This is a genomic window from Ramlibacter tataouinensis TTB310 (assembly GCF_000215705.1).
Lineage (GTDB): Bacteria > Pseudomonadota > Gammaproteobacteria > Burkholderiales > Burkholderiaceae_C > Ramlibacter > Ramlibacter tataouinensis.
The window spans coordinates 30,305-46,943 of the sequence record NC_015677.1; the positions used below are offsets into that span (position 1 = coordinate 30,305).

The 16,639-nt window shown below is 72.3% G+C and carries 19 protein-coding genes; 8 read left to right on the forward strand and 11 right to left on the reverse strand.

Features of this window, described 5'->3' with window-relative positions; translation table 11 throughout:
- Positions 1-65: 65 nt before the first annotated feature.
- Genes RTA_RS00105 through RTA_RS00115 form a run of 3 tightly spaced genes read left to right on the forward strand, consistent with a single transcriptional unit; the run spans position 66 to position 4,056 of the window.
- The gene (locus tag RTA_RS00105; RefSeq protein ID WP_041674909.1) at positions 66-617 is read left to right on the forward strand and encodes a (2Fe-2S)-binding protein; all 552 of its coding nucleotides are present in this window, start codon (positions 66-68) and stop codon (positions 615-617) included.
- Positions 614-1,672, forward strand: a complete 1,059-nt coding sequence (locus tag RTA_RS00110) for an FAD binding domain-containing protein (RefSeq protein ID WP_013899317.1) — start codon at positions 614-616, stop codon at positions 1,670-1,672. Before RTA_RS00105 ends, RTA_RS00110 begins: the two co-directional genes overlap by 4 nt.
- The gene (locus tag RTA_RS00115; protein ID WP_013899318.1) at positions 1,669-4,056 is read left to right on the forward strand and encodes a xanthine dehydrogenase family protein molybdopterin-binding subunit; all 2,388 of its coding nucleotides are present in this window, start codon (positions 1,669-1,671) and stop codon (positions 4,054-4,056) included. The genes RTA_RS00110 and RTA_RS00115 overlap by 4 nt, the downstream gene beginning before the upstream one ends.
- 2 nt (positions 4,057-4,058) lie before the next feature.
- On the opposite strand, the gene RTA_RS00120 is transcribed toward RTA_RS00115, so the two are convergent.
- The 3 genes from RTA_RS00120 to RTA_RS19990 form a co-directional block, all read right to left on the reverse strand.
- Positions 4,059-4,328 (reverse strand): hypothetical protein, encoded by a 270-nt coding sequence (locus tag RTA_RS00120; protein WP_013899319.1) that lies wholly within the window; start codon positions 4,326-4,328, stop codon positions 4,059-4,061.
- A gap of 147 nt (positions 4,329-4,475) precedes the next feature.
- Positions 4,476-6,479 carry a hybrid sensor histidine kinase/response regulator gene (locus RTA_RS00125; protein ID WP_143762871.1) on the reverse strand — a complete coding sequence of 668 codons (2,004 nt, stop codon included), beginning with the start codon at positions 6,477-6,479 and terminating at the stop codon, positions 4,476-4,478.
- 105 nt (positions 6,480-6,584) lie between these two features.
- Positions 6,585-6,935, reverse strand: a complete 351-nt coding sequence (locus RTA_RS19990; RefSeq protein ID WP_013899321.1) for a DUF3072 domain-containing protein — start codon at positions 6,933-6,935, stop codon at positions 6,585-6,587.
- A 205-nt stretch (positions 6,936-7,140) separates the two neighbouring features.
- Between RTA_RS19990 and RTA_RS00135 the strand changes: the two genes are divergently transcribed.
- The 3 genes from RTA_RS00135 to RTA_RS00145 all read left to right on the forward strand — a co-directional run bounded on the left by RTA_RS00135 (position 7,141) and on the right by RTA_RS00145 (position 9,295).
- Complete coding sequence (locus RTA_RS00135; protein ID WP_013899322.1) at positions 7,141-7,959, forward strand: SDR family NAD(P)-dependent oxidoreductase; 819 nt, start codon at positions 7,141-7,143, stop codon at positions 7,957-7,959.
- A 155-nt stretch (positions 7,960-8,114) separates the two neighbouring features.
- A complete protein-coding gene (locus RTA_RS00140; RefSeq protein ID WP_013899323.1) occupies positions 8,115-8,966 on the forward strand; it encodes an SDR family NAD(P)-dependent oxidoreductase in 852 nt (283 codons plus the stop codon).
- Entirely contained in the window at positions 8,963-9,295 is a 333-nt protein-coding gene (locus RTA_RS00145; protein WP_013899324.1) for a hypothetical protein, read from the forward strand. The genes RTA_RS00140 and RTA_RS00145 overlap by 4 nt, the downstream gene beginning before the upstream one ends.
- A 62-nt stretch (positions 9,296-9,357) precedes the next feature.
- Here RTA_RS00145 and RTA_RS00150 read toward each other — a convergent pair whose 3' ends face one another.
- Positions 9,358-9,738, reverse strand: coding sequence for a DUF4148 domain-containing protein (locus tag RTA_RS00150; RefSeq protein ID WP_013899325.1), 381 nt, complete (start codon positions 9,736-9,738; stop codon positions 9,358-9,360).
- Between the two features lie 201 nt (positions 9,739-9,939).
- Between RTA_RS00150 and RTA_RS00155 the strand changes: the two genes are divergently transcribed.
- Positions 9,940-10,341, forward strand: coding sequence for a DUF2177 family protein (locus tag RTA_RS00155; RefSeq protein ID WP_041674910.1), 402 nt, complete (start codon positions 9,940-9,942; stop codon positions 10,339-10,341).
- Here the strand turns inward: RTA_RS00155 and RTA_RS00160 are convergent.
- The 4 genes from RTA_RS00160 to minC form a co-directional block, all read right to left on the reverse strand.
- Positions 10,327-10,791, reverse strand: a complete 465-nt coding sequence (locus RTA_RS00160) for an SRPBCC family protein (RefSeq protein WP_013899326.1) — start codon at positions 10,789-10,791, stop codon at positions 10,327-10,329. The two genes, RTA_RS00155 and RTA_RS00160, sit on opposite strands and share 15 nt — an antisense overlap.
- A 62-nt stretch (positions 10,792-10,853) precedes the next feature.
- Complete coding sequence (gene minE, locus RTA_RS00165) at positions 10,854-11,117, reverse strand: cell division topological specificity factor MinE (RefSeq protein WP_013899327.1); 264 nt, start codon at positions 11,115-11,117, stop codon at positions 10,854-10,856.
- Positions 11,118-11,120: 3 nt separating this feature from the next.
- Positions 11,121-11,936, reverse strand: a complete 816-nt coding sequence (minD, locus tag RTA_RS00170; RefSeq protein ID WP_013899328.1) for a septum site-determining protein MinD — start codon at positions 11,934-11,936, stop codon at positions 11,121-11,123.
- A 23-nt stretch (positions 11,937-11,959) separates the two neighbouring features.
- Positions 11,960-12,736 (reverse strand): septum site-determining protein MinC, encoded by a 777-nt coding sequence (gene minC, locus RTA_RS00175; protein ID WP_013899329.1) that lies wholly within the window; start codon positions 12,734-12,736, stop codon positions 11,960-11,962.
- 150 nt (positions 12,737-12,886) lie between these two features.
- Here minC and RTA_RS00180 point away from each other — a divergent pair, with 150 nt between their 5' ends.
- On the forward strand, positions 12,887-13,426 hold the full coding sequence (locus tag RTA_RS00180; protein WP_013899330.1) for a hypothetical protein: 540 nt from the start codon (positions 12,887-12,889) through the stop codon (positions 13,424-13,426).
- 42 nt (positions 13,427-13,468) lie between these two features.
- On the opposite strand, the gene RTA_RS00185 is transcribed toward RTA_RS00180, so the two are convergent.
- Genes RTA_RS00185 through RTA_RS19565 form a run of 3 tightly spaced genes read right to left on the reverse strand, consistent with a single transcriptional unit; the run spans position 13,469 to position 16,628 of the window.
- On the reverse strand, positions 13,469-14,932 hold the full coding sequence (locus tag RTA_RS00185) for a UdgX family uracil-DNA binding protein (RefSeq protein WP_013899331.1): 1,464 nt from the start codon (positions 14,930-14,932) through the stop codon (positions 13,469-13,471).
- A 13-nt stretch (positions 14,933-14,945) separates the two neighbouring features.
- Positions 14,946-16,211 (reverse strand): putative DNA modification/repair radical SAM protein, encoded by a 1,266-nt coding sequence (locus RTA_RS00190; protein WP_013899332.1) that lies wholly within the window; start codon positions 16,209-16,211, stop codon positions 14,946-14,948.
- 18 nt (positions 16,212-16,229) lie between these two features.
- Positions 16,230-16,628, reverse strand: a complete 399-nt coding sequence (locus RTA_RS19565; protein WP_049871180.1) for a hypothetical protein — start codon at positions 16,626-16,628, stop codon at positions 16,230-16,232.
- Between the last annotated feature and the right edge of the window lie 11 nt (positions 16,629-16,639).

Here is a 16,639-nt window from a genome sequence, read left to right on the forward strand (position 1 = left end):
ATGTCCGACACGGCGGCCCCAAGGCGGCTTTGAGAATGGCCGGCTCCGTCCACCAAGGCCAGCCCATGTCCGCCAGCCAGCCCCTGCATGCCCGCAACACCGAGGCGCCGCCCGCGCGCCACCGCATCCGCCTGCGCATCAACGGCGCGCCCTATGTGCTCAACGTCGAGCCCTGGGTCACGCTGCTGGACCTGCTGCGCGACAAGCTGGACATCACCGGCCCCAAGAAGGGCTGCGACCACGGCCAGTGCGGCGCCTGCACGGTGCTGGATGGCGGCGAGCGCATCGTCTCCTGCCTGACCCTGGCGGTGATGCGCGACGGCGCCGAGATCACCACGGTGGAAGGCCTGGCGCCCGCCACCGCGCCGGTGGCCGAGCTGCACCCGCTGCAGCAGGCCTTCATGCGGCACGATGCCTTCCAGTGCGGCTACTGCACGCCGGGGCAGATCTGCTCGGCGGTGGGGCTGATCAACGAAGGGCGGGCACGCACCCTGGACGACGTGCGCGAGCTCATGAGCGGCAACGTCTGCCGCTGCGGCGCCTACGTGCAGATCGCGCGTGCCGTGGCCGAGGTGGCGCTGGCCGGCGGGCAGCAGCAACAGGAGGCCGGCGCATGAATAACTTCAGCTACAGCCTGGCGCCCGAGGTGGATGGGGCGCTGGAGCAGATCGGCGAGGGGCCGGGTTCCACCACCGCGGAGGGGTTCGCCAAGTTCATCGCCGGCGGAACCAACCTGCTGGACCTGATGAAGGAGAACGTGATGCGGCCGCGCCAGCTGGTGGACATCAACCGGCTGCCGCTGGCCGGGATCACCGAGCTGCCCGATGGCGGGCTGCGCCTGGGCGCGACGGCGCGCAACGCGCACACCGCCTGGCACCCGCTGGTACGCGAGCGCTACCCCCTGCTGTCGGCCGCCATCCTGGCCGCGGCCTCGCCCCAGGTGCGCAACATGGCCAGCAATGGCGGCAACCTGCTGCAGCGCACCCGCTGCTACTACTTCTACGATTCGCAGGTGCCGTGCAACAAGCGCGAGCCCGGCACCGGCTGCCCGCCGCGCGAGGGCGGCTTGGCGCGGCAGCACGCCATCCTGGGCGCCAGCGAGCACTGCGTGGCCACCCACCCGTCGGACATGGCGGTGGCCCTGGCCGCGCTGGACGCGGTGGTGCAGGTGCGCTCGCCGCGCGGCGGGCGGTCCATCCCGATCCTGGAGTTCCACCGCCTGCCGGGCGACCGGCCCGACATCGACACCACGCTGGCGCACGACGAGCTGATCACCTCCATCGACCTGCCGCCGGCCGCCGGCTTCGCGGCGCACAGCAGCTACCTCAAGATCCGCGAACGCGCCTCCTATGCCTTCGCGCTGGTGTCGGTGGCGGCGGCGCTGGAGCTGGAGGAGGACGGCCGCACGGTGCGCACTGCGCGCATCGCCGTCGGCGGCGTGGCGCACAAGCCCTGGCGCGACCTGGCGGCCGAGTCGCTGCTGGCCGGCCAGCCGGCCACGGCCGAGGCCTTCGGCGCGGCGGCGCAGGACGTGCTCAAGGGCGCGCAGGCCTGCGGCGAGGGCCCGGGCAGCAATGCCTTCAAGATCCCGCTGGCGCGCCGCGCCGTCGTGCGCGCGCTGCAGATGGCCACGCGCGGCATCCTGAGCAACACCGGGGAGGACCGCGCATGAAAGTCCTGGAAGCCAGCATCGAGGCCCGCCAGCGGGACGTGCAGCCGGTGGCCGAGCCGGGCACCGGCCACGTGAAGACCGGCCAGGGCACGCCGCGCGTGGACGGCCGGGCCAAGGTGACGGGAGGGGCGCGCTACGCGGCCGAGCACGTCGCGCCCGACATGCTGTTCGGCGTGGTGGTGTGCAGCGGCGTCGCGCGCGGGCGCATCCGCCAGCTGCACCTGGGCGAGGCCCTGGCCGCGCCCGGCGTGGTGGAGATCCTGTGGCACGGCAACCGGCCGCGCATGCGCAAGCTGGGCCTGTTCTACAAGGACATGACCTCGCCCTCGGGCACGCCGTTCAAGCCGCTGTACGACGACCGCGTGCTGTACAGCGGCCAGCCGATCGCGCTGGTGGTGGCGCGCACCTTCGAGGAGGCGCGCTACGCCTCGTCGCTGGTGCGGGCCGATTACGAGGAGGAGCCGCACGAGACCAACCTGCTGGAGAACCTGCACCGCGCCCGCGAGCCGCGGCGCATGAAGGCGGGCTTTTCCGCGCCGCCCGGGCCCACCGGGCAGGCCGACTCGGCCTTCGCGGCCGCGCCGGTGCAGGTGGACATGCACTTCCACCACGGCGTGGAGCACCACAACCCGCTGGAGATGCATGCCAGCACGGTGCTGTTCGAGCCCGACGGCCACATGGTGGTGTACGACAAGACGCAGAGCTCGATCAACAGCCGCTCGGCGATCTCGCGCGCCTTCGGCATCCCGGCCAGGAAGCTCACCGTGAAGAACCCCTTCGTGGGCGGCGCCTTCGGCTCGGGGCTGCGGCCGCAGTACCAGCTGTACCTGGCGGTGATGGCGGCGCTGCGGCTGGAGCAGCCGGTCCGCGTGGTGCTGACGCGCCAGCAGATGTTCAGCTTCGGGCACCGGCCCGAGACCTGGCAGCACGTGCAGCTGGCCGCCGAGCGCGACGGCACGCTCAAGGCCATCATCCACGAATGCATCCACGAGACCTCCCGCTTCGAGGACTACGTGGAGGTGGTGGTCAACTGGTCGGGGCAGCTGTACAAGTGCGACAACGTCCGCCTGCGCTACGAGGTGGTGAGCCTGGACCAGTACACGCCTCTGGACATGCGCGCGCCCGGCGCGGCGCACGGCGTGCATGCGCTGGAGGTCGCTATGGACGAGCTCTCCTATGCGCTGAAGATGGACCCGCTGGCCCTGCGCCTGAAGAACTACACCGACGTCGACCCGGCCGGCGGCACGCCCTATTCGACCAAGGAGCTGCGCGCCTGCTACGAGCAGGGCGCCCGGCGCTTCGGCTGGGAGCGGCGCAACCCGCAGCCGCGCTCCTTGCAGGAAGGCGGCGAGCTGGTCGGCTGGGGCATGGCCACCGGGCAATGGGACGCGCTGCAGATGCTCGCGCGCGTGCGCGCCGTGCTGCATCCCGATGGGCGCCTGGTGCTGTCCAGCGCGGCCAGCGACATCGGCACCGGCAGCTACACGGCGTTCAGCCAGCTGGGCGCCGAGGCCATGGGCCTGCCGATGGAGAACGTGGCTTTCCAGCTGGGCGACTCGACGCTGCCGTTCGCGCCCGTCGAGGGCGGCTCCTCGCACGTGGCCACCATCGGCTCGGCCATCGTCGGCGTGTGCGAGCGGCTGCAGCGCAAGCTGTGGAGCATCGCCCGCGTGATGCCGGACTCGCCGTTCCGCGACTCGGCCCGCTCGGACGAGGTGCTGCTGCTGCACGGCGAGATGCGCTGGAAGCGCGCCGACGGCCAGGCCGAGCCGGCGCCGGCGGGCGCCCTGCCCCTGGCCGACCTGCTGGCCTGGTGGGGCCGGCCCATCGAGGAGAGCTACTTCCAGCTGCCCAACAAGCTGCAGCAGCGCAAGCACGTGTGCGCCACGCACTCGGCCGTGTTCTGCGAGGTGCGGGTGGACGAGGAGTTCGGCACCGTGCGGGTGACGCGCGTGGTCAGCGCCGTGGCGGCCGGCCGCATCGTCAACGAGACCACGGCCCGCAGCCAGGTGATGGGCGGGGTGGTCTGGGGCATCAGCCAGGCGCTGCACGAGGAGACCCACACCGACCACCGGCTGGGCCGCTTCATGAACCACAACCTCAGCGAGTACCACGTGGCCATCAACGCCGACGTGCAGGACATCGACGTGGTCTTCGTGCCGGAGGACGACCGCGTGGTCAGCCGCATCGGCGCCAAGGGCGTGGGCGAGATCGGCATCGTGGGCGTGGCCGCGGCGATCAGCAACGCGATCTACCATGCCACCGGCCGGCGGGTGCGCAGCACGCCCATGACGCCGGACAAGGTGATGGCGCCCGGCGACGGCTGGGAGGCAGGTGATGCCGCGGTCGGCATCGATCCGGGGACCGGGCGGTTCCGCCGGTGACGCTATTTGTTGGTGTGCAGCTTCTGGTGCTGCGTGCCGCCCTTTTGCCCGCTGGGGCCGGCGGTCTTGATGCTGGCCGGGCTCTCGGTCTTGCGGCCCAGCGGCGTGCTGCGGCCGGTGCGGGGACGATCGGCCACCACGCGCGGCGGCTCCTTGACGTCCTTCTTCTTGACGGTCTTCCTGCGCTCCTCCTCCTCGATCAGCGTGGCGGGAGCGGCCACGGGCGCGCCGCGGGGCGGCTGGGTGGGACGGGAGCGGGTGGCGGCGGCCATGGGGTGCCTCTTTCGGTCGGCGTGAAGTAACAGCTTGCAGCTGCCAGTATGGCGCCTGGCCGGACAATGGCTGTAGGCCATGGTCGCGCCTGCCGTGCGCCGCGGTCTGGCACGGCTGTTTCGCCGATCCGCCCCCGCCGGCGGCGGCTACGCCGGCTGGCCGCCGGCTGCCTCGATGGCGCGGTCCAGCGCCGCCAGGTCGGGCGGCTTGGGCAGGTGGGTGTCGTAGCCGGCCTCGCGGCAGCGGCGGCGCGCCTGTTCGTCGGCATAGCCGGACAGCGCGATCAGCCGGGTGCCGGCCAGTGCCGGCTCCTGGCGCAGGGCGCGCGCCAGCGCATAGCCGTCCACCTCGCCGGGCAGGCCCAGGTCGGAGATCACCACGTCCGGCCGCAGCGCCCGGGCCGCGGCGACGCCGCTGCGGCCGTCGTGCGCGACCTCCACCTGGTGGCCGCCCAGCTGCAGCAGCTCGCCCAGGGTGGCGGCGGCATCGGGGTTGTCCTCCACCACCAGGATGCGGCGCGCCTGCGGCTCGGCCGGCCGCGCTTCGCCGCGCGGCACGGCGGGCGGCTGCTCGGGGCTGAGCGGGATGCGCAGGGTGAAGCTGGCGCCCTGGCCGGGGCCGGCGCTTTCGGCGCTGACGCTGCCGCCGTGCAGCTCGGCCAGGCCCTTGGTCAGCGCCAGGCCCAGGCCCAGGCCGCCCTGGGTGCGCGCACTGTCCTGGGCCGCCTGCTCGAAGGGATCGAACAGGCGCCCCAGCAGCTCCGGCGGCAGGCCGACGCCGGTGTCCTGGACGGTGAGCAGGGCGCTGCGCCCGGCCTCGTCGACGGCGGTGCGCACGCGCACCGTGCCCGGCCCGTTGGTGAAGCGGGCCGCATTGGTCAGCAGGTTGCCCAGCATCTGCGCCAGGCGCACGGGGTCGCCTTCCACCCAGGCCGGGCCGGGCGGCTGGTGCAGCTCCAGCTGCTGGCCGGCCGCCTGCAGGCTGGCGCGGTAGTCCTCGGCGGTCTGGCGCGCGATGGCGGCCAGGTCGCAGCGTTCCTTGCGCAGCGTGAGCTTGCCGCGGGCGATGCGCGAGACGTCCAGCAGGTCGTCGATCAGCCGCACCATGTGCGCCACCTGGCGCGCGATGACGTCGCGGGCGCGCTCCACGCGCGGCTCGGGCTGCGCGACGCGCTTGAGGATCTCCACCGCGTTGCGCACCGGCGCCAGCGGGTTGCGCAGCTCGTGCGCCAGCACGGAGATGAACTCGTCCTTGCGCCGGTCGGCCTGGCGCAGGGCTTCCTCGGCCTGGTGCTGGGCGTGGATGTCGGTGTTGGTGCCGAACCAGCTGACGATGCGGCCGGCGCGGTCGCGCAGCGGGAAGGCGCGCGAGAGGAACCAGCGGTACTCGCCGTCATGGCGGCGCAGCGGGAAGGTGTCCTCCCAGGGTTCGCCGGTGCCCATGTGGCGGCGGAACTTGGCGAGCACCCGGTCCATGTGCTCCGGGTGGTGCACCTGCCGCCAGTCCGACGCCTTCATCTGCTCGCTGGTGGTGCCGGTGTACTCGAACCAGCGGCGGTTGTACCAGCGGATGAAGCCGGTCTCGTCGGTCATCCAGGCCAGCTGCGCGATGTTGTCGGACAGGGTGCGGAACATGGCGTCGCTCTCGCCCGCGGCCGCCCGCGCCGCCAGCAGCAGGGCCTTGTCGGCCTCGGCCTGCCGCGCCGCCTCGCGCGCCTGCTGCTCGCGCCGGGCCAGCTCGTCCCGGGCGGCGATCAGGTCCTCGCGCTCGCGCAGCAGCAGGTGCAGGGCGCGGTGGCGCGTGTCGATCAGCCAGCTGAACACCAGCGCGTACAGCAGGAACACGCCCAGCCGCACCCACTCGACGGGGTTCTGCGGCACCGCGTCGAACCGCGGCGCCACGAACAGCCACTCGCCGAACAGCGCGCACAGCAGCGTGGCCAGCAGGGCCGGGGCGAAGCCGAAGTACCAGCAGGTCAGCAGGGGCGCGGCCAGCAGGACCAGCAGGGGCACCTGGCCCTGGAGCACCGGCTCCAGCGCCAGCCGCAGCAGGATGAAGGCGGCGCTGATGGCGGCCGCGGCGCCATAGGGGCGCAGGCCCGCGGTGCGCCAGGGCGCCCTGGCCGGGGGATGGAAGATCTGAAGAGCCATGCAACCGAAGAGAACGGACGCGCCACATCCTCGGCCCAAACATGACCGGCCGGTCTGCTCAGCCGTGCAACAAAAGGGCTGCGCGGGTAAGAGGCTGCATCGGGCTCAGGCGCCCGGATAACCGCTGGCCACGGTGTTCTGCTCGGCGGCGCTGGCGCGCTCGGCCTGTTCGGCGTTGGGGCGTTCGCCGCCGCCGCTGCTGCCGTCGCTACTGACATTGCGGCCGTTCTGGCTGCCGTCCTTGCCGCGGCCGGTGCGTTCCTGCAACTCGTCGATGCGGCGTGAGGCCTGCGCCTTGCTGAGGTTCTCGTCGAACGGCTCCCTGGCTTCCTCGCTCAGGGTCTTGAGGTAGGAGCGCTGGGCGCCGGTCATGGGCTCGTCGCCGGTGACCCAGTCGGCCGGGTCCTTCTCCATGTTGCTGTGGTCGGCCTGGGCCTGGGTGCGCTTGTCGGTCATGGCATTCCTTTCGTGCTCGGGCACTGTGCTTATCGACAGTATCCGCAGCCGCCGGCCGCCTGGCTGTAGGCCGGCTTCGCCTGCGCCTCGATCCTTGTTGCCGGTGCTTGCACTGCGTCACAAGGCATCACGGGCCGCCGGTGCCGTCCGACATGGGGCGCGGAGTTCGCGCTTCGACAATGGGTGGCACTGAAAGCGACCTGCCATGGACAGCACCGAACCCTCCGCACGGCCGCTGGCCGTGGTCACCGGCGCCTCCTCGGGCATCGGCCTGCACCTGGCGCGCTGTGCCGTGCAGCATGGCTACGACCTGGTGGTGGCGGCCGACCGGCCGCTGGAGGACGCCGTGGCGCAGCTGCGCGCGCTGGGCTGCCGCAGCGTGCAGGCGCTGCAGGTGGACCTGGCCACGCGCCAGGGCGTCGATGCGGTGTGCGAGGCCACGCAGGGCCGGCCGGTCGACGCGCTGCTGGCCAATGCCGGCCAGGGCCGCGGCGGCGCCTTCCTCGACCAGGACTTCGCCATCCTGCAGAACGTGATCGACACCAACGTCACCGGCACGCTGTACCTGGTGCACAGGCTGGCCGGCGCGATGGTGCAGCAAGGGCGCGGGCGCATCCTCGTCACCGGCTCCATCGCCTTCTTCCCCGGCGCGTACAACGCGGTCTACAACGGCACCAAGGCCTTCATCGATTCCTGGGCGCGCGCGCTGCGCAACGAGATCGGCGACACCGGCGTGACGCTGACGCTGCTGATGCCCGGCCTGACGGAGAGCGCGTTCTTCCAGCGCGCCGGCATGCTGGACACCAAGCTCGGCGCCGACCTGCCCAAGGACGACCCGGCCGAGGTGGCCCGCGCCGGCTTCGACGCCCTGCTGCAAGGCCGCTCCGAGATCATCCCCGGCTGGCACAACAAGCTGCAGGCCGCCGGCGCCCAGCTCATGCCGGCGCAGCTGGTGGCCGAGGCGCACCGCTGGGTGGCCCAGCCGGGTTCCGCCCGGCGCCGCCCGGCCACCGACGGCCGCTGACGCCGAGCCTGAGCCCCTGGCCTGCGGGGCGCGTGTTGCGCCGCTTGCACCGCGACACAAGACCGGTGCCGATGGCCGGTGTTGTCCGACAGCCCCGCGGATGCCCGCTTTCCACAATGGTCCATTCCCTCAATGCATGCAGCAGGAGCACACCCATGGAAAGCAAGGCACCCCGTCCGCTGGCCGTCGTGACAGGCGCGTCGTCGGGCATCGGCTACCACCTGGCGCGCTGCGCCGTCGAACACGGCTACGACCTGGTGGTCGCGGCCGACACCTCGCTGGACGAGGCCGTGGCCGACTTCAAGTCATTGGGCGCGCAGCGCGTGGACGCGATCCAGACCGAGCTGGCCAGCCGCCAGGGCGTGGACGAGCTGGTCAACGCGCTGCAGGGCCGCGAGGTCGACGCGCTGATGGCCAATGCCGGCCACGGCCTGGGCGGCCCGTTCCTGGAGCAGGACTTCACCGCCGTGCAGCACGTGATCGACACCAACGTCACCGGCACCATCTACCTGGTGCAGCAGGTGGCGCGCGGCATGGTGGCGCGCGGCCGCGGCCGCATCCTGATCACCGGCTCGATCGCCGGCTTCCAGCCCGGCAGCTTCCACGCCGTCTACAACGGCAGCAAGGCCTTCGTCGACTCGTTCGCGCAGGCGCTGCGCAACGAAATCCAGGACACCGGCGTCACCGTCAGCCTGCTGATGCCCGGGCCCACCGACACCGAGTTCTTCGTGCGCGCCGACCTGCTGGACACCAAGGTGGGCGCCGACATGAAGAAGGACGACCCGGCCATGGTGGCCCGCATGGGCTTCGACGCCATGCGCAAGGGCGAGGCCGACGTGGTCACCGGCTGGAAGAGCAAGGCCCAGGTGATCGCATCCAAGGTGCTGCCGGCCCAGGCCGTCGCGCAGGCCCATCGCAAGCTGGCCGAGCCCGGCTCGGCCAAGCACAACCATCCCGAGTACGAGGAAGTTCACCCCATCGGACCCCACGAGGACAAGCCATCATGAGCAAGAAGCAGGATTTCATCCGCAGCGAGCAAAACCGCGACAAGCACTCCGACCGCCTGATGAAGGGCAGCGCCGCCGAGCAGGCCCAGCGCGCCCAGGCCAAGGGCAACCCGGCCGACCACCAGCTGCCGGGCACGCCCAAGCTGGCCAACGACCACAACAAGGTGGGCCACCAGGAGCCGACGCAGACCAACCAGGGCCAGCGCACGCCGGAAAGCCGGCACGAGCGGCAGATCACCGCCGGCACGATGAACGTGGTGCAGGCGCGCACCGGCGGCAAGGGCGGCGGGCGCAGCACGCGCGGCGGCAACGTCGGCGGCGCCGGCTGACCCGGGCATGAAAAAGGGGGCTTGCGCCCCCTTCCTTCTGCCGGTGTGCAGCGATGGCTGCTTTACTGCGCCGTGCGCGGCTGCAGCTGGCCTGCCACGCGGGCGGCGTCTTCCTGGCCGGCCACGGCCTGTAGGCGCGGGAGGTCGACCACTTCCGCGTTCTGCGCGGCCACTTCCTCGCGGTTGGCGATGTACTCGGCGCGCACCTCGTCGCGGTTGCGCTCGCCCTGGAAGCCGGCGGTCGGGTTGTAGCTGCGCGACCAGGGGTTGGCGGCGCGCCGGGACTGCTCCAGCTCGGCGCGCACTTCGGCGCGGCTCTTGGTGGCGTTGAACGGCGTGGTGTCGTAGGTCACGTCGCCCACGTAGGCGGTGCCGGCCGAGGCGGCGCCGGCGGCGGCCAGGCCGGCGGCAGCGACGAGGGCGGAGATGGTCTTGCGGTTCATGGTGTTCCTTCCGTTGATGAGGGGATGCGTACGGGCCGGCTGGGACTGCCGCCGGCTCCGGCGGGTCGACGTCGGCAGATGCCGGCGTCTTCCACTGAGACCCAGATGGCGCGGAAGTTTTGCCCCGCAAGCCCGGCGCGCGTGGATGCACTGTTTCGGGAATGGAAACAGCCGAGCTCGAGCTTGTGGTACACCGCAGCCATGAGCCGACACGCCCTGACCTACCTAGCCGCGCTGCTTGCCGTCGGGGTGCTGGACTACCTCTGGCTGCGCGTGATCGCCGTCGACTGGTACCAGGGCGGCATGGCGCACCTACTGGCGCCCCGGCCCAACCTGTGGGCCGCCGCGGCGTTCTACCTGCTGTACCCGGTGGGGCTGGTGGTGTTCGCGGTGCTGCCCTCGGGCGGCGACTGGGGGCGCGCCCTGGCGCTGGGCGCGCTGTTCGGCCTGTTCGCCTACGGCACCTACGACCTGACCAACCTGGCCGTGATGCGCGACTGGCCGCTGGGCCTGACCTTCATCGACATGGCCTGGGGCACCTTCGTCAGCGCGGCGGGCGCGGCGGCCGGGGCCCTGGCGCTGCGGTCCCTACGCGTCCTGTAGCGCGCGCTCCAGCGCCAGCAGCATCTGCGTCCAGCCCTGCTCGGCGCGCTCTACCGTCGCGTCGCCGTCCACCTCGGGGCCCAAGTCGTGCCGCAGCACCAGATCGCAGCCGTCGCCCTGGGGCGTGATGTCGATGATGACCGTGGTCTCGGCGGGCGACCAGGTGGGCACGGCAAAGGCGAACGCGATGCGGCGCGGCCGGTCCAGCTGCAGGAAGCGGCCGGTGTGCACCACGTCCAGCCAGCCCTCGCCGTCGTTGAGGCTGCGCCGGTCGACCACGGTGAAGCGGCCGCCGATGCCGGGCTCGATCTCGCAGCGCACCACCTCCCCGTGCAGCGGGGTGGTGAACAGGAAGCGGCGGGCGGTGGCGGGTTCGAGCCAGGCGTCGTAGACGCGCTCGGCGCTGCAGGCATAGGCGCGGGTCACGCGCACCAGGGTGGAGACGGCCATGAAAGGCTTTATCGCCCCGCGCCCGCGCGAGGTCAAGCACAGCGGCCCGGGCGCGGCGCCCGTTACCTGCCGTCGGGCAGCTCGATCTTCACTTCCAGCACCTCCAGGTTGTCCTGGCGGCCCTGCTGGACCTTGATGTCGCCCGGGGCGATCTTGACGTACTTGCTGATGACCGCGACCAGGTCGCGCTGCAGCGCCGGCAGCCAGTCGGGCTCGGCGGCGTTGCGGCCGCTGCGCTCGTGCGCCAGGATGATCTGCAGCCGCTCCTTGGCGACGGTGGCGGTCTTCTTCTTCTCGCCCAGCAGGAATGACAGGAACGAGGCCATGCCTTACCTCCCGCCGAACAGCCGCTTGAGGAAGCCCTGTTTCTGCGCGTCGACGAAGCGCATCGGGCGCTCCTCGCCGAGGAAGCGCGCCACCACGTCCTGGTAGGCCTCGGCCACGTCGGTGCCCTTGAGGTGCACGGCCGGCGTGCCCTGGTTGCTGGCCTGCAGCACGGACTCGCTCTCGGGGATGACGCCGATCAGCGGGATGCGCAGGATGTCCTGGATGTCCTCCAGCGAGAGCATCTGGCCCTGGTCCACCCGGTTGGGGTTGTAGCGGGTGATGAGCAGGTGCTCCTTGATCGCCTCCTTGCCCTCGATCGCCCGCTTGGTCTTGGACGACAGCATGCCCAGGATGCGGTCGGAGTCGCGCACCGAGCTCACCTCGGGGTTGGTCACCACCAGCGCCTCGTCGGCGAAGTGCATGGCCATCAGCGCCCCGGTCTCGATGCCGGCCGGCGAGTCGCACACGATGTACTCGAAGCCCAGGGTGTCCAGGTCCTTGAGCACCTTCTCCACGCCCTCCTTGCTCAGCGCGTCCTTGTCGCGCGTCTGCGAGGCGGCCAGCACGAACAGGGTCTCGGCGTTCTTGTCCTTGATCAGGGCCTGGTTCAGCGTGGCCTCGCCCTGGATCACGTTGATCAGGTCGTACACCACGCGGCGCTCGCAACCCATGATCAGGTCCAGGTTGCGCAGGCCCACGTCGAAGTCGATCACGGCGGTCTTGTGGCCGCGCAGGGCCAAGCCCGAGGCGAAGCTGGCGCTGGTCGTGGTCTTGCCCACGCCGCCCTTGCCCGAGGTGACGACGATGATTTTGGCCATGGGTTCTTCTTCCTTTGGGTGTTCTAGGTGTGCAGCCGGTCCATCACCAGCTTGCCTTCGGTGCCGCCGACCAGGCGCACCTGCGTCGGCCGCGATCGCACCTCGGCCGGCAGCGGCACCTCGCTGGTGCGGTACACGCCGGCGATGGAGATCAGCTCGGGCTCCAGGCACAGCGACAGGATGCGCGCGTCGGCGTTGCCGCGCGCGCCGGCGATCGCCTTGCCGCGCAGCGGGGCGTACACGTGGATGTGGCCGTCGGCGATGACCTCGGCCCCGGGGTTGACCATGGACATCACCACCAGGTCGCGCCCGCGGGCATAGACCTGCTGGCCCGAGCGCAGCGGCTTGTCGATCACCAGGGCCGAGGTGGCGGGGGGTTCGGGCACCGGCGCGGGGGGGGCCGGCGCGCGGGCGGCGGGCCGCGCGGGGGCGGCTTCCTTCTTGCGCGCGGCCGCCGCGGCCATGAGCTCGCCCGCGGGGGCCAGGCCGGCCTTGAGCGCGGCTTCCATCTGCGCCTCGCTGCCGCCCTTGACGGCCACCGGCATCACGCGGTACAGGCGCAGCAGGTCCAGCAGCGCGTTGAAGTCCAGCGCGGCCTGGCCGGTGTGCGGATGCAGCGGCGACAGGTCGATGACCAGCGGGTCGTTGTCGAAGAAGTCGGGGATGTCGCCGAAGCGCGCCTGCATCTCCTGGCCCAGCGCTGCCAAGTCGGCCGACTTCAGCAGCAGCGACACCAGCGGAAGGGTGGCGCTCTTGATCTCGAACGTGGCCGGCGTGCGGCCTGCGAGGGCGATGGTCATGCGGGGGAGGAGGGCTGCGGGGCCTGGCGAAAAGGCGGCGCATCTTAACAGCGGCCGCCAGCGCAGTCCTACACATGTTGTTGCCAATTGCACCTGTGCGGGCGACCCTGCGCGACCACACTGGATGCAACGCCACGCCAAGGAGCATGCATGATGAAGACGCAGCACATGCGCCGCCACTGGATCGCCGTCAGCGCGATCGCCGCGCTCGGCCTGCTGACGCTGTCCGAGGCTTCGGGCCAGAGCACCGGCGCGCAGGCGGTGTTCGAGGGCCGGCCGGCGATGGCCGGCGCCCAGGCCGGCACCGGCGCGATGGCCGGCCCGCCCCAGGGCGGGGTGGGCGTGCAGGGCTCGGATGCCTCGGGGCTGCAGCTGCAGCGCCCGGCCAACGTGGCGGGCGGCGCGCCCGCCGACATGCCGCAGGGCCCGCTGGCCGACGCGCCGGCGGTCCTGGCGCCCGGCGCCGACGAGCGCGCCACGCCGCGTGACGACCGCAACCCGCCGCGGGACCCCGGCCTGCGGCCGGGCCGCGAAGACGAAGGCCGCAGCGCCCCGCGCGACGCGCTGCCCGCCCAGCGCGACCGCGACCCGGGCGTCTCGCAGCCGCGGCGCGGCGCGGGCGAGCAGGTGCGGCGCACCGTCAAGCGCACCCGCGAGGGCTCGCGCCACGGCGTGAACCCCATCGAGTGATCGCGCGGCCGGCACCGGCCGGCGGCTCTGCCGCCCGGTAGCTCAGCCTTGGAACACCTCGCGCGCCTGCGCGAGGTCGGCCACGAAGGCCTCGAACGCGGCCTCGCGCTCCTCGGGCGGCATGCGCAGCAGCGCCGAGGGATGCAGGGTGATCAGCACCCTGCGGCCGTCGGGCCGCTCCAGCCACTTCCCGCGTTCGGCCGTGACCGCCACCATGCGGCCCATCAGCGAGCGCGCGGCCGTGGCGCCCAGGGCCACCAGGGCGCGCGGCCGCACCAGCGCGATCTCGTCCTCCAGCCAGTGCAGGCAGGCCGCGGCCTCGCGCTGGCTGGGGCTCTTGTGGATGCGGCGCTTGCCGCGCAGCTCGAACTTGAAATGCTTGACCGCGTTGGAGACGAAGATCTCGTCGCGCGGCAGGCCCAGCTGCGCCAGCGCCCGGTCGAGCAGCTGGCCGGCCGGCCCGACGAAGGGATGGCCGCGCAGGTCCTCCTGGTCGCCCGGCTGCTCGCCGACGAACATGAGCTTGGCCTGCAGCCGGCCCTCGCCGGTCACGGACTGGGTCGCGAACTCGCCGATCGGGCACTCGCGGCAGCGCATGGTGGCCTGCTTGAGCTCCTCGAGCGAATGGATGCCGTCGCGCTCCAGGGTGACGGCCGGGTCGTCCTGGCGCACCGGCCGCGGGATGCGGCGCAGGGGCTGGGTTGCCGGTTGCTCGATCATGGTGCCGCTCCTTTCCAGGGCCTGCGCCGCCAGCGGCGCGATCAGCTGCGCCTCGGGCAGGTTGTGCCAGTACTTGCGCGGCATGTGCTGCTGCATGGCCTGGAGCTTGAGCCGCGCGGGATTGAAGATGCTCTGGTAGTAGGTCAGCCACAGCTGCTCGCCGGCGTCGGGCGGCGGCGCCTGCTCGCGCCCGACGCCCGGGCCGTAGTGCAGCTGCTGCAGATCCCACTGCACGCAGCGCTCGGGCGTGAGGATGGCCCAGCGCATGTTGGCGAAACGCGCGGCGAACCAGGGCGCCGCCGCCTCGACGATGTGGTGCATGGGTTCGAACCAGGCCACGTGCAGCACCTCGCCCGGATGCTCCTCGTCGGGCACCGGCCGGAAGCGCACGAAGGCCTTCATCTTGTGCAGGTCGCGCCGCACCGACTGCGCCATCTGCTGGGCCGACAGCATGTCGGGATCGATGGGGTCGTTGCGCAGGCCGGGCTCGTGCACCAGCCGCCACAGCAGCCGGTACATCAGCGCGAAGCGCTGCGGGTCGCTGTGCAGCACCACCAGCTCGCACAGCCGCACGAAGGAGGCGGGCACGATGGCCGACGCCGCCTTGGGCACGCCGCGCGGCCGGCTCTCGGCCGCCGTCGCCGGCGGGGCGGAGAACAGGTCGGCGTTCTGCGCCTGCGCCGTCTCCCACTGCACCTGCTCGGGCGGCACCTGGTGCGCCAGCAGCTCGCGCGCCTCGGCCCGGAAGCCCGCCAGGTCGGTCTCGCTCGCGAGGACGGCGTGCATGGCGAGGGTCTTCCTAGAACAGCACGGCCTGCTCGGGCGCCAGCGTCTGCCGCAGGGCGGCGGGCCCGGCCGCGGTGCGGGCCGGCCGGTGGTCGGCGGTGGTGACGAAGGGCAGCACCTTCCTCGTGGGCACGCGCAGGCGCTTCAAGTCCTCGGCGCGCAGCCGGCGCACGCGCCGCGCCAGCAGCAGCCGGTCGACGGCCTTGACGCCCAGGCCGGGCACGCGCAGCAGCAGCTCGCGCGGCGCGCGGTTGAGATCCACCGGGAAGCGCTCGGGATGCGCCAGCGCCCAGCCCAGCTTGGGATCGACCTGCAGCGACAGCATGCCGCCGCCGCCCTCGGTGATCTCGCGCGCCTCGAAGCCGTAGTGGCGCATCAGCCAGTCGGCCTGGTAGAGGCGGTGTTCGCGCACCAGCGGCGGCGCGGCCAGCGGCAGCGAGGAGGAGGCGTCGGGGATGGGGCTGAAGGCCGAGTAGTAGACGCGCTTGAGGCGGTAGCTGCCGTACAGCTGCGCGCTGGTGGCCAGGATGGTGGCGTCATCGGCACCGTCGGCGCCGACGATCATCTGCGTGCTCTGGCCCGCGGCGGCGAACGCGGGCGGGGCGGCGCGCCGGGGCGCCGCCCCGGGCACGAAGCGCAGCGGCCGGGCGGCGGCCTCGGCGGCCTCGCCGCGCGCGTCGTCGATGTGCACGCGCAGCCGCGCCATGGAGCGCCGGATGCCGGCCGTGTCCTTCTCGGGCGCCAGTTGCGCCAGCCCCGCCTCGGTGGGCAGCTCGATGTTGATGGACAGGCGGTCGGCATACCGGCCGGCCGCCTGCAGCAGCTCGGGCGCCGCGTCGGGGATGGTCTTGAGGTGGATGTAGCCGCGGAAGTCGTGCTCCTGGCGCAGCCGGCGCGCCACCTCGACCACCTGCTCCATGGTGTGGTCGGGGCCGCGGATGATGCCGCTGGACAGGAACAGCCCCTCGACCAGGTTGCGGCGGTAGAAGTCCAGCGTGAGCTGCACCACCTCGTCGACCGTGAAGCGCGCGCGCCGCACGTTGCTGCTGACGCGGTTGACGCAGTACAGGCAGTCGTACAGGCAGAAATTGGTCAGCAGGATCTTGAGCAGCGAGATGCAGCGGCCGTCCGGCGCGTAGCTGTGGCAGATGCCGGTGCCGTCGTTGCTGCCCAGGCCGCGGCCCTGGGTGGAGTCGCGCGGCGTGCCGCCCGAGGACGCGCAGGACGCGTCGTATTTCGCGGCGTCCGCGAGGATGGCGAGCTTGGTGTTCAGGTCCACTGGATGACTGTACAGTAGTCAGCGGCGGGACGAGCGCCGGCGCGGCTTGGCCCGCGACAGCCGCCGGGCATTGGCGGTGGCGGCGGCATGGATGGGCGCCAGGCCCGCGCTGCCCAGCCGTGCCCATTCGCCCCAGGCCGCCAGCCAGGGATAGGCGCCCTGCTGCACGGCCATGGCCGCTGGCGCGCCGGCCCACAGCGCCCAGGCCGACTCGCCCGCGGCCTGCAGCTTCTCGGTGCCCATGCGCATGAATTCCTTGCGGTCGCGCGCGCTGGGCGAGTGGCCGGCCAGCGCCATGCGCTGGGTGCGGGTGGCGATCACCTGGGACGAGGCCCACAGCATCTCGGACCAGCGCAGGCCCAGCTGCCACCACAGCAGGGCAGGAGCCAGGGGAAGGAGGGGAGGGGTGGGAGCCATGGGTACTGCTT

What these genes read in the sequence shown, in the direction of transcription:
- RTA_RS00125 (WP_143762871.1), bottom strand. Translation starts at nt 6,479, where the DNA reads ATGGCTCTTCAGATCTTCCATCCCCCGGCCAGGGCGCCCTGGCGCACC.
- RTA_RS00115 (WP_013899318.1), top strand. Translation starts at nt 1,669, where the DNA reads ATGAAAGTCCTGGAAGCCAGCATCGAGGCCCGCCAGCGGGACGTGCAG.
- minD (WP_013899328.1), bottom strand. Translation starts at nt 11,936, where the DNA reads ATGGCCAAAATCATCGTCGTCACCTCGGGCAAGGGCGGCGTGGGCAAG.
- RTA_RS19990 (WP_013899321.1), bottom strand. Translation starts at nt 6,935, where the DNA reads ATGACCGACAAGCGCACCCAGGCCCAGGCCGACCACAGCAACATGGAG.
- RTA_RS00155 (WP_041674910.1), top strand. Translation starts at nt 9,940, where the DNA reads ATGAGCCGACACGCCCTGACCTACCTAGCCGCGCTGCTTGCCGTCGGG.
- RTA_RS00145 (WP_013899324.1), top strand. Translation starts at nt 8,963, where the DNA reads ATGAGCAAGAAGCAGGATTTCATCCGCAGCGAGCAAAACCGCGACAAG.
- RTA_RS00140 (WP_013899323.1), top strand. Translation starts at nt 8,115, where the DNA reads ATGGAAAGCAAGGCACCCCGTCCGCTGGCCGTCGTGACAGGCGCGTCG.
- RTA_RS00160 (WP_013899326.1), bottom strand. Translation starts at nt 10,791, where the DNA reads ATGGCCGTCTCCACCCTGGTGCGCGTGACCCGCGCCTATGCCTGCAGC.
- RTA_RS00110 (WP_013899317.1), top strand. Translation starts at nt 614, where the DNA reads ATGAATAACTTCAGCTACAGCCTGGCGCCCGAGGTGGATGGGGCGCTG.
- RTA_RS00105 (WP_041674909.1), top strand. Translation starts at nt 66, where the DNA reads ATGTCCGCCAGCCAGCCCCTGCATGCCCGCAACACCGAGGCGCCGCCC.
- minC (WP_013899329.1), bottom strand. Translation starts at nt 12,736, where the DNA reads ATGACCATCGCCCTCGCAGGCCGCACGCCGGCCACGTTCGAGATCAAG.
- minE (WP_013899327.1), bottom strand. Translation starts at nt 11,117, where the DNA reads ATGGCCTCGTTCCTGTCATTCCTGCTGGGCGAGAAGAAGAAGACCGCC.
- RTA_RS19565 (WP_049871180.1), bottom strand. Translation starts at nt 16,628, where the DNA reads ATGGCTCCCACCCCTCCCCTCCTTCCCCTGGCTCCTGCCCTGCTGTGG.
- RTA_RS00150 (WP_013899325.1), bottom strand. Translation starts at nt 9,738, where the DNA reads ATGAACCGCAAGACCATCTCCGCCCTCGTCGCTGCCGCCGGCCTGGCC.
- RTA_RS00120 (WP_013899319.1), bottom strand. Translation starts at nt 4,328, where the DNA reads ATGGCCGCCGCCACCCGCTCCCGTCCCACCCAGCCGCCCCGCGGCGCG.
- RTA_RS00180 (WP_013899330.1), top strand. Translation starts at nt 12,887, where the DNA reads ATGATGAAGACGCAGCACATGCGCCGCCACTGGATCGCCGTCAGCGCG.
- RTA_RS00135 (WP_013899322.1), top strand. Translation starts at nt 7,141, where the DNA reads ATGGACAGCACCGAACCCTCCGCACGGCCGCTGGCCGTGGTCACCGGC.
- RTA_RS00185 (WP_013899331.1), bottom strand. Translation starts at nt 14,932, where the DNA reads ATGCACGCCGTCCTCGCGAGCGAGACCGACCTGGCGGGCTTCCGGGCC.